6 protein-coding genes and 2 tRNA genes are annotated in these 10,489 nt (G+C 41.7%); all 8 read left to right on the top strand.

Features of this window, described 5'->3' with window-relative positions:
- Nucleotides 1–20 precede the first annotated feature (20 nt).
- The 8 genes from Q4546_RS17960 to Q4546_RS17995 all read left to right on the top strand — a co-directional run bounded on the left by Q4546_RS17960 (nt 21) and on the right by Q4546_RS17995 (nt 10,487).
- Nucleotides 21–4,811, top strand: coding sequence for a response regulator (locus Q4546_RS17960; protein WP_303446766.1), 4,791 nt, complete (start codon nt 21–23; stop codon nt 4,809–4,811).
- 45 nt (nt 4,812–4,856) lie between these two features.
- Nucleotides 4,857–5,879 carry a two-component system response regulator gene (locus tag Q4546_RS17965; RefSeq protein WP_102476059.1) on the top strand — a complete coding sequence of 341 codons (1,023 nt, stop codon included), beginning with the start codon at nt 4,857–4,859 and terminating at the stop codon, nt 5,877–5,879.
- Nucleotides 5,880–6,155: 276 nt separating this feature from the next.
- Nucleotides 6,156–6,752: a hypothetical protein gene (locus tag Q4546_RS17970; RefSeq protein WP_102440279.1), complete on the top strand. Its 597-nt coding sequence runs from the start codon at nt 6,156–6,158 to the stop codon at nt 6,750–6,752.
- Between the two features lie 264 nt (nt 6,753–7,016).
- A complete protein-coding gene (uvrY, locus tag Q4546_RS17975) occupies nt 7,017–7,661 on the top strand; it encodes a UvrY/SirA/GacA family response regulator transcription factor (protein WP_102440278.1) in 645 nt (214 codons plus the stop codon).
- Between the two features lie 51 nt (nt 7,662–7,712).
- The gene (gene uvrC, locus Q4546_RS17980; RefSeq protein ID WP_102440277.1) at nt 7,713–9,545 is read left to right on the top strand and encodes an excinuclease ABC subunit UvrC; all 1,833 of its coding nucleotides are present in this window, start codon (nt 7,713–7,715) and stop codon (nt 9,543–9,545) included.
- 45 nt (nt 9,546–9,590) lie between these two features.
- Nucleotides 9,591–10,139, top strand: a complete 549-nt coding sequence (gene pgsA, locus Q4546_RS17985; RefSeq protein WP_076539933.1) for a CDP-diacylglycerol--glycerol-3-phosphate 3-phosphatidyltransferase — start codon at nt 9,591–9,593, stop codon at nt 10,137–10,139.
- Between the two features lie 183 nt (nt 10,140–10,322).
- A tRNA-Gly gene (locus Q4546_RS17990) sits at nt 10,323–10,398 on the top strand.
- Nucleotides 10,399–10,413: 15 nt separating this feature from the next.
- A tRNA-Cys gene (locus Q4546_RS17995) sits at nt 10,414–10,487 on the top strand.
- Nucleotides 10,488–10,489: the final 2 nt, after the last annotated feature.

Below are 10,489 nucleotides of genomic sequence, written 5' to 3' on the forward strand. Positions count from 1 at the left end.
CAGTATGGGGAACAATAAACATGAATCTATTATTAAGCCTCGTCATTGTTGGGTTATTGCTATTACTAGGTTGGTGTTTTTGGCGTCTAAAGGCGCAAGTTAATCATGATATTGCCCGCTATTTTGAAGGCGATAAAAATAGGATTTACTTTAGCCTCATCATTGTTTCTTTCTTACTGCTCATCTCATCTATCGCTGCAATTAGTTTGAATGTTGCTTATAAGCATGACTTGCAAAAAAGTGGCTTAGCCTTGGAGTCGGTGTCTAAAACCACTGATGCAGCCTTGGCATCTTGGTTTTTGGGCTGGCAAAACCGAGTGAGTGCAGTGGCTACAAATCCTTTATTACTTAAGCGCACTACAATGTTAGCTAAGTTAGACTCGAAAAAAGCGCCACTTGTCGGAAATCAACATGTGCTTTGGTCTCGCGAAGCTTACGGGCGTTATAGTCAGGCCTTTGGCACCTTAGGATTTTTTGTTATCTCAGTTGATGGAGTCAATATATCTTCAAGTCGTGACAGCAATTTAGGTCAAATCAATATCGTTAAACAACAGTATCCGATGCTATTTAATCAAGTCTTGGCCGGTAATATTGTCATTACTCCACCTATGCCATCAGAAGTGGCGTTATCAAACCCATTTGGGTTGAAGCAAGCTGAAACACTCACCATGTTTGCCTTAAGCCCCATTACTCAAGATGATGGCAGTATCAGTGGCATTTTGTCACTTCGTATTGACCCTTACATTGAATTTGCCAAGCTGACTCAAAGTGGCGCGGTGGGTGACACTGGTGAATCATACTTTGTCGATGCCCAAGGAAGAATGCTGTCTCACAGTCGCTATGAAAATGACTTGGTGTCACTGGGTTTATTAAAAGCAGGTCAGGTATCAGTACTTAATTTGACTGTGACTAATCCGCAGAGATTATTATCAGAAAAGCAACCTGCTAACGGCCGTCGGGGCAAGGGAGCGTTAACCCTAGCAGCAAAAGAAATTAGCCTTAAACACGATGGTTATAGTTATCAGCCTTATCGTAATTACTTGGGGCAATATGTTATCGGTGTCTGGACATGGGATGAGCGCTACGGTTTTGGTATTGTGACGGAAATGACCCTTGAAGAAGCCAGCCGAAACTATTTATTTTTTCGAAATATTGTCGTGATGCTGATTGGTATTATTGCCATTTCTTGCTTGCTTCTGACATTTGGTGGTTGGTGGCTAAGTCGTCATGTACATCGGCGCTTTAAAGCTGACAATGAAAGGTTAGAAAAAACTATTTCAATACGAACCCAAGATTTACAAGAGCGTGAAGAGCGCTTATGGGATTTATATGAAAACTCTGCTGTAGCTTATGCCACATTAGATCTTCAAGGCCGCTTCACTAAACACAATAAACAATTTGCACAGATTACTGGTTATGACCGCAAAGACTTCTCGTCGTTAACTTGGCATGACGTACTCGCCACTAAGCACGCTAAAGGCGAACAAATCTTTAGCCAAGCGTTGCAAGGCATTGATACGTCTGATGCACGTGTAGAGCTTGTTAATCATTCAGGTCATACCTTAATTGTTTCATTATCGACCCGTGTTGAAACCGATGTTGCGGGTGAATTTAGTGAAATCCGTTTATCTCTATTAGATATTAATGAGCAAGAAACTGTCCGTGCTGAGATGCTACAAAATCAACATCAATATCAAACATTGGTTGAGAATATTCAAGGCGCAGTATTTAGATATAAAGTCACTGATTTTGACATAAACCATTACCATTTACAGTACATTAGCCCCAACATAGAACCAATAACTGGCTATAAAATGGCAGACTTTATCGGTGAACATCCAGTTAGAAGACTTGCTGATATTGCTTTTGAAAATGATATAGAGCATTTAAAAGTCATGGTTGAACAAACCATCAAAGCGCAAGATAAAATTGTCGCGGAGTTTAGAATTATTAATCGCTCAGGTGAGCTACGCTATTTACAAATGAATGCTCAGTTTGACGGTAATGGCAATAACATGTCAGGTTTTTTTGATGGCATTGTGTTTGATATTACCGAACAAAAAATTGCTGCCAATCGGTTACTCGCATCAGAAGAAAAGTTAGAAGTGGCCTCAGAAAGTGCGCAAATGGGAATGTGGGACTTTTATCCTAATGAGCAACAAGTCGTGGTTAACCGCATGTATTCAAAGATGCTAGGTTATGAACCAACTGATTTATGTCAAGAGGATGACAAGTGGTCGCCATTAATCAATGGCGCGCAAACCTTTATTGATTTAGTCCACCCCGATGAGCAAAACTTGATCTCCAATCCGCAACAAGCATTGGCTGCAAGTGACAATAAAATTATTCGCCATGAACTGAGAATGCGCAGAAAAGACGGCAGTTACGATTGGATTTTAAGCGTTGGACAACCTTACTCTTTTGATAAGCATGGGGTTCCCGATCGGATCAGTGGGGTTCATATCAACATTAATGAAGCGCGAGCATTACAAACTAAACTTGCCGCCGCTATTTCAGCCGCTGATAGTGCAAATCAAGCAAAAAGTGATTTCTTAGCCAATATGAGTCATGAAATTCGTACACCGATGAATGCCATAATTGGCATGTCCCATTTAGCATTAGACACCCAGCTGACCCCTCAGCAACGCAATTATATTGAAAAAACCCATCGCTCGGCACAATCCTTATTAGGGATTATTAATGACATTCTCGATTTTTCTAAAATTGAAGCGGGTAAGCTAGCTTTAGAACATATCGAATTAGATATCGAAGCAGTGTTAAACAATGTTAATAACCTCATTGGGATCAAGGTCGCAGATAAAGGTTTAGAGCTGCTATTTGATATTGATAATACTATCCCTAAAAACCTATTAGGAGACCCACTTCGCCTAGGGCAAGTGCTCATTAACCTCGCCAATAACGCGGTAAAGTTTACTGAACGTGGCAATATTATTATTGCAGTCAAACTCGAAAGGTTAACCAGCCAACAGGCTTTCATTCGCTTTTCAGTAACAGATTCCGGTATCGGAATGAGTCAAGAACAACAATCAAGATTGTTTAAAGCCTTTTCCCAAGCTGATGCTTCAACTACCCGAAAATACGGCGGCACAGGCTTAGGTTTAGCCATTTGTAAGAATTTAGCCGAATTAATGCAGGGCAGCATAACGGTAACAAGTGAGCTTGAGCAGGGAAGTACGTTTAGTTTGTATTGTCCTTTTGAGTTAAGTCGTTCAACGTCAGTGACTCTCGATACCTTGGAAAAACGTCGCTTTGATGGGCAATCAGTGTTGCTGGCTGATGATAATGATATCGCTCGCTCGATACTGACTAACCTATTGGGCTCAATAGGTTTACAAGTAGTAGCCGTTGCCAGTGGCCGTGAGGCTATACAATATATTGCGGCAGGTAATAAGCCAGATTTTGCTTTAATCGATTGGCAAATGCCAGGGGTTGACGGTGTTGATGTAGCTAAGTTTATTGGCGAGCTTGCGCCCGAGCTTAAACCTAAACTCATCATGATTACCGCTTTTGGTAGAGAAGAGCTACTCATGAGTGTAATGTCTGTTCACATCGACCATATTTTAACTAAACCTATTACGTTAACAACATTAACCCAAAGCCTATCTTCATTAGTGTCTGGGAAATCTTTAGCAGATCCTCGAACTAAGGTTCAAAGCCCATTCGATAAGGCGATCACCTCTTTGGTAGGAGCAAAGGTGCTTGTTGTTGAAGATAATGATCTCAACCAAGAGTTAATTGAAGAGTTATTAATTAATAAGCAAATTGATACTGTTATGGCTGAGAATGGTCAACAAGCCATTGAGTGTTTAGCGCAGCAAGATTTTGATGGGGTGTTAATGGACTGCCAGATGCCGGTGATGGATGGCTACACTGCGACCTCGTTACTCAGGCTGCAGCCACAATTTCAACACTTGCCCATTATTGCCATGACAGCGAATGCCATGGCTGGTGACCGTGAAAAAGCGTTAGCCGCTGGGATGAATGATCATATCTCTAAACCTATTGACGTTGAGTCGATGTTTATCACTATGGCCAAATGGATAAGCCCAACGGTTGCCACTAACACGACTAAGCCAGCGAAATCGGCAATAGAAACGACAGACGCCGATGTTGTTAAGTTTGCCCTAAACCTCAATTCAATTGCCTGTGATCATATTGACGTACCCCTAGGCTTGAGCCGAATTCAAGGTGATATAAGCTTGTATCACAAATTATTAGTAAGATTTATCCGAGGGCAAAAAGCTTTTCCGCAGTATGTTGAACAAGCTGTTATAGATAATGATACCGAACTGACTCAGCGGTTGGTACATACCTTAAAAGGGGTTGCTGGCAGCATTGGCGCACAAATGCTTGCCACATTGGCAGCAAAGTTTGAACAAACGCTTGATAGTCTATCTGAAGCACACTATGAGCGGGTTTTTACAAAACTATCAATAGAGTTACAAGGAGTATGTCATGACATTGAACGGCTATTGCCTAAGCGACCACAAGTATCAGAGCCATTGCAATTATCAAAGCTACAACCAATAGGTGCTGATTTCGCCCAAACTGCATTAGAAAATCAAACTTTGAATAAGTCATTAGCAATTGAAACCTTAGAAGTCCTCATTTCAATGCTATCGAATTTTGATATGGAAGCCACAGAGTATTTTATTAGCCACGGACAATGCTTAAACTTACAACCATTAATACATGAGTATCAACAGCTTGAATATCAATTGTCGGAATACGAGTTGGATCGTGGTCTCGAAATTGCCAACCAAATGCTTGAGAAAGTAACAGCCATGTAATTGAGGCTTATTCACTAAAAATTTTTGCGTTTAATAGGAGTTCAAATGGAAAGGCAAACCATTTTAGTGGTCGATGATACCGCTGAAAATATTGATGTGTTGGCCGGTGTATTAAAATCTGACTATCAGATTAAAATTGCCAAGAACGGCAAACTCGCGTTAAAAATTGCTAAGGCAATGACATTAGACCTCATTTTGCTCGACATTATGATGCCCGGTATTGACGGTTTTGAAGTTTGCAGGCAATTGAAACAAGATAAACGCACCCAGCACATTCCGATTATATTTGTTACCGCAAAAATATCTGCGGCAGATGAATTAAAAGGGCTCGAGTTAGGGGCAGCAGATTACATCACTAAACCCTTTAATCCACCGATAGTATTAAGGCGAGTGCAAACCCAGTTAGCCTTAACCAGTCAAAGCCGCTTGTTGGCCTTACAGGTAAGGCAAAAAACAGCTGAAATTGCCCAAAATCAATTGAACGTGATCCGCCGCCTTGGGCGCGCTGCTGAATATAAAGATAACGAAACCGGCATGCATGTTATCCGTATGAGTTATTACACCCATATATTGGCCCTTGCAGCAGGGTTAAGCGAAGACGATGCCGAGCTATTAATGCACGCCGCCCCCATGCATGATGTGGGTAAAATCGGCATATCGGATGCCATCTTAAAAAAAACCGACAAATTAGATTTTGACGAATTTGAACAAATGAAAAAGCACTGTGAAATCGGCGCTGAAATTTTAGGCGAGCAAGACTCTGAATTAATGGATGTTGCGCAAACTATAGCCTTAACCCATCACGAAAAGTGGGACGGCAGTGGCTACCCCAATGGTTTAAGCGGAGAGGATATACCGCTTTATGGCCGTATTGTGGCAGTGGCAGATGTGTTTGATGCACTCACCAGTAAGCGTCCTTATAAGGAAGCCTGGCCCGTTGAAAAGGCGCTTGAATTACTTAAAAAAGAAGCTGGAACACACTTTGATCCGCAGCTTGTGCCACTTTTTGTTGAAAAATTAGATCAAATTCTTGAAATAAAGGCTAAATTTAATGAAAGCGATACATAGTAGCAGTTTAAAAGCATGTAATAAAAGTTGAGGTGTTGGGAGTGTTTGTCAAAATTTTGCTATGAATTAGGTACTGTTATCGTCAGTTATTGTTGGATTCACAAGCAGTTATTGGCTAAAAAAGCCATTTGTGATTTTAAACGATGAATAGCGAGTATGATCCGAATATAAGCGGCTCATATTCTTGATGTGCTGTTAAATGCTGTCATTAAATACACTCGATAATTGCTATGGCTAAATACATATCGCAATACTTGTTCAACAGAGGAAATATCAATGTCTAATACGCTTTTCAGTAAAAAAATGCTGCTGGCTGCGGTTATGCTTCCAGCACTGTTAACCGGCTGTGCTACAGGTGATACACCAGAGGCTAAAAAAGCCAATGCCCGCAAAGAAACCCAAGCCGCATTGCAAGAAATTTATGCTGAGCACAATGAAGCTAAAGCTGCGGTAGCGAGCTCTGTGGGATATGTCGTGTGCACTGGCAGCAATAGTTACTTATTTGCATTATCAACCGGTGGCGGTGTTTGCGTACTCACCTCTAAAGGCCAAAACTCCTATTACCGTTTTGCAACCGGAGGCGTCGGTGCAGGCATTGGCTGGAAGCAAATGGCATTCGTGCAAGCATTTATGAATAATAATGCTATGACACGTTTTAAAGAGTCAGGCTATGAAGGCCAAGCTCAAGCAGAAGCGAGCGCTAAATATGAAGACAGTGGCGATCAAGCTTCAGCTAACCAATCAGTTGATGTAACAGGTGTAAAAACCTATCAAGTTAACTTAATGGGCGCCGCAGCTCAGGCAACCGTACAAGGTTATAAGTATTGGGAAACCGATTTTTCTGATGATTTCATGGAAAATAGTGAAGACTAATTTTTTCTAATGACTTGAAGCACAAAAAATTAAAAGCCGTAGTAGGCAACTGCTACGGTTTTTTGTTGGTTGTTATATTTGTATATCGCAACAGTCTAATAATTAACCGCCAACAGGGGCTAGTTGTTAGTGGTTGCATAAGGAGTGAACAATTATGCCATTATTGTGGTTAATATTGCTTTGCGATACTCGTTCAATAGGCTAAATTACAACGGTAAGGATATGATAAAAATTCAGGAAGAATACGCTTAAGGTGGGTTGAAGTTGATTTCAGTATATTTAGTTGATGATCATGAGCTAGTGAGAACCGGTATTCGACGTTTATTGGAAGATGAGCGTGGTATAAAAGTGGTTGGCGAAGCGCCGGATGGCGAAACCGCCGTGCAGTGGTCACGTCAAAATGAAGCTGATGTTATTTTGATGGATATGAACATGCCCGGTATGGGCGGTTTAGAAGCGACCCGTAAAATTTTACGTTATCAACCTGAAGCTAAAATCATCGTATTAACCGTACAAACTGAAGACCCTTTTCCTACCAAAGTCATGCAAGCTGGCGCCTCTGGTTATTTAACCAAAGGGGCAACACAGCCTGAGGTATTAAGAGCCATTCAGCAGGTATCTCGGGGGCAACGTTATTTATCTCCAGAGATTGCCCAGCAAATGGCCTTGAGTCAGTTTAGTCAAACAGACGAAAACCCTTTTAGCAGCCTGTCAGAACGTGAGCTTCAAATTATGTTGATGATCACCAATGGTGAAAAAGTCAACGACATTTCTGAAAAGCTCAATTTAAGCCCGAAAACCGTTAACAGTTATCGCTATCGTTTATTTGCCAAGTTGAATATTGGTGGTGATGTAGAGTTGACCCGTTTGGCGATTCGCTACAAAATGCTTGATGCCAGTTCTTTTTAGTTAATAGGTGTTGAATCAAACTGGTATTTCACACCTATTTTAGGATAGTTGATGCCATCTCGTTTTAATCCAAAGTTATTTCTCAAGAATGTTTCTTCTTCGCCAGGTGTTTATCGGATGTACGATGACAAGGGCGAAGTCATTTATGTTGGTAAAGCAAAAGATCTTAAAAAGCGCTTATCATCTTATTTCAGAGCCAATATTCCCCATGTAAAAACTCAAGCATTAGTGGCGCGTATTGCCAATATTGATGTCACACTGACCCACAGTGAAACCGATGCGTTATTGCTCGAAAATGATTACATCAAGCAATACATGCCCAAATACAATGTATTGCTGCGTGATGACAAATCCTATCCTTACATTTTGCTCAGTGGCCATAAGCATCCACGACTTGCTTATCACCGTGGCCCTAAGCGTGAAAAAGGCCATTATTTTGGCCCATATCCAAATGGCGGTGCAGTTAGAGAAAGCTTACATCTGATGCAAAAGCTGTTTCCTATTCGTCAGTGTGATGATCTTTATTATAAGTCGCGCTCTCGACCTTGCTTGCAGTATCAATTAGATCGCTGCAGTGCACCCTGTGTTGGTCGCGTAAGCGATGATGAATATTCCGAGCAAGTGAAATTAGCCAGCCTGTTTTTAAAAGGCAAAGATCAGCAAGTGATCAGTGAGCTAGTGGTGAAGATGGATAAGGCTGCCAATGAGCTAGAGTACGAACATGCAGCGCAATTTCGCGATCAAATCACCGCCCTAAGGCGAGTGGCTGAGCAGCAAGAAGTGTCTAATCACAAAGGCGATATGGACGTGATAGGGGTACATTACGCATCAGGTATCGTTTGTTTTCATTTATTATTTATACGAGATGGTAAAATCTTTGGCAGTCGCAGCTATTATCCAACCGTGCCAGCACAAACTGAGCTTGAAGAAGTACTCGTCTCTTTTATGGGGCAGTTTTATTTAAATGCCGACATCCAGCGCACAATTCCTAAAGAAGTATTATTAAGTCACTCCTTTGAAGAACTAACTAGATTACAACAAACTATATCTGCGGCATTAGAACGAAAGTTTGAAATCAAAACACATGTCAGAGGTGAGCGAGCAAACTTTTTACGCCTAGCACTAACCAATGCCACCAATGCGGTTAATACGCGCCTGTCCCACAAAAATACCGTTGAGCAGCGCTTTCAATTATTAGAAGAAGCATTAGAGCTAGGTCACCCAATCCAGCGGATGGAATGTTTTGATATCAGCCATACCATGGGCGAAAGTACCGTTGCCTCTTGTGTGGTGTTTAACCGTGAGGGGCCTCACAAGTCCGATTATCGCCGCTACAATATTAATGGCATTACCGGTGGTGATGACTATGCTGCCATGGAACAAGCCTTAAGTCGCCGATTTGATAAAATTGATAGCAAGGGTAAGGTGCCAGATATTGTATTTATTGATGGTGGTTTAGGCCAGTTACGTATTGCACAGCAAATAGTTGATGAAAAATGTGTGCATTTAGATAATGCGCCTTTACTGATCGGGGTAACGAAAGGCGAAGGTCGTAAAGCAGGGCTTGAAACCTTTGTGTTTGGTGGCTCGGAAGATACCTTTGAATTACCCAGTGATTCACCAGCATTTCATTTAATTTTGCATATCCGTGATGAGTCCCACCGCTTTGCAATTACAGGCCATAGAAATAAGCGCCAGAAAACCCGAAATACATCGACGCTAGAATCCATTGCTGGTGTGGGGCCTAAACGGCGCAAACTATTGTTACAACATTTGGGCGGTATTCAAGAAGTGAAGGGCGCAAGTGTCGCTGAATTAACAAAAGTTCCTGGAATTAGCCTAGAAATGGCACAAACAATCCATGATGCATTGCGAGGGGGATAAAATTAAGGCAAGATTGGCGCTGCTTCTGACTATTTGGTTTCGTTCATGCCTTTTAATTTACCTATAGCATTAACTTTATTTCGGCTTGTTTTATTGCCGGTATTTGTTGTTGTGTTTTATCTTCCCTATTCGTGGGCCCCTTTTGCTTCGGCATTTATCTTTTGGCTTGCTGCGGTAACTGATGCGTTAGACGGTTATGCGGCGCGAAAATTAAAGCAGTCGACTCGCTTTGGTGCTTTTCTTGACCCGGTTGCCGATAAAATAATGGTGACCACGGCGTTAGTATTACTAGTGCAGCAAAATGATAATATTTATCTAACCTTAGCGGCATTATTCATGATCGGCCGAGAAATTGTGATTTCTGCGCTACGTGAATGGATGGCAGAAATCGGTAAACGCGGTGTTGTCGCAGTATCATGGATTGGTAAATACAAAACGGCGGCGCAAATGGCGGCGATTGTTGGTTTGATCTGGCAGCCGAATGAATTTTTGACCGATGTGGCTTATGGCTTGTTTTATATTGCTGCAGTGCTGACTTTCTGGTCGATGATGAGCTATATTTCTGCAGCATGGAAAGACTTAACGGCTGAGTAGCGCAATAAAACTTCAATACGTTTACTTAGTGTTCACTCAGTTAATTTTGTTGAAAACAGCAATTGACACCGACACTGAAATCGGTAGAATGCACCCCCGTAGACAAGGATGCTTCGGCTTATAACCAAAAGGTTTTAGCCACAAGACATCAGGTTTATTTGAAAAGATAAACAAATGATTTACGCGACATTAGCTCAGTTGGTAGAGCGATACCTTGCCAAGGTATAGGTCATCGGTTCGAACCCGATATGTCGCTCCAAATCATGTTTATATCGGCGCGATGGCAGAATGGCTATGCTGCGGATTGCAAATCCGTCGACCTCGGTTCGACTCCGGGTCGCGCCTCCACA

It is taken from the genome of Shewanella sp. 4_MG-2023 (assembly GCF_030548015.1).
In the GTDB taxonomy this organism is placed as follows: Bacteria; Pseudomonadota; Gammaproteobacteria; order Enterobacterales; family Shewanellaceae; genus Shewanella.

What these genes read in the sequence shown, in the direction of transcription:
- pgsA (WP_076539933.1), top strand. Translation starts at nt 9,591, where the DNA reads ATGCCTTTTAATTTACCTATAGCATTAACTTTATTTCGGCTTGTTTTA.
- Q4546_RS17960 (WP_303446766.1), top strand. Translation starts at nt 21, where the DNA reads ATGAATCTATTATTAAGCCTCGTCATTGTTGGGTTATTGCTATTACTA.
- Q4546_RS17970 (WP_102440279.1), top strand. Translation starts at nt 6,156, where the DNA reads ATGTCTAATACGCTTTTCAGTAAAAAAATGCTGCTGGCTGCGGTTATG.
- Q4546_RS17965 (WP_102476059.1), top strand. Translation starts at nt 4,857, where the DNA reads ATGGAAAGGCAAACCATTTTAGTGGTCGATGATACCGCTGAAAATATT.
- uvrC (WP_102440277.1), top strand. Translation starts at nt 7,713, where the DNA reads ATGCCATCTCGTTTTAATCCAAAGTTATTTCTCAAGAATGTTTCTTCT.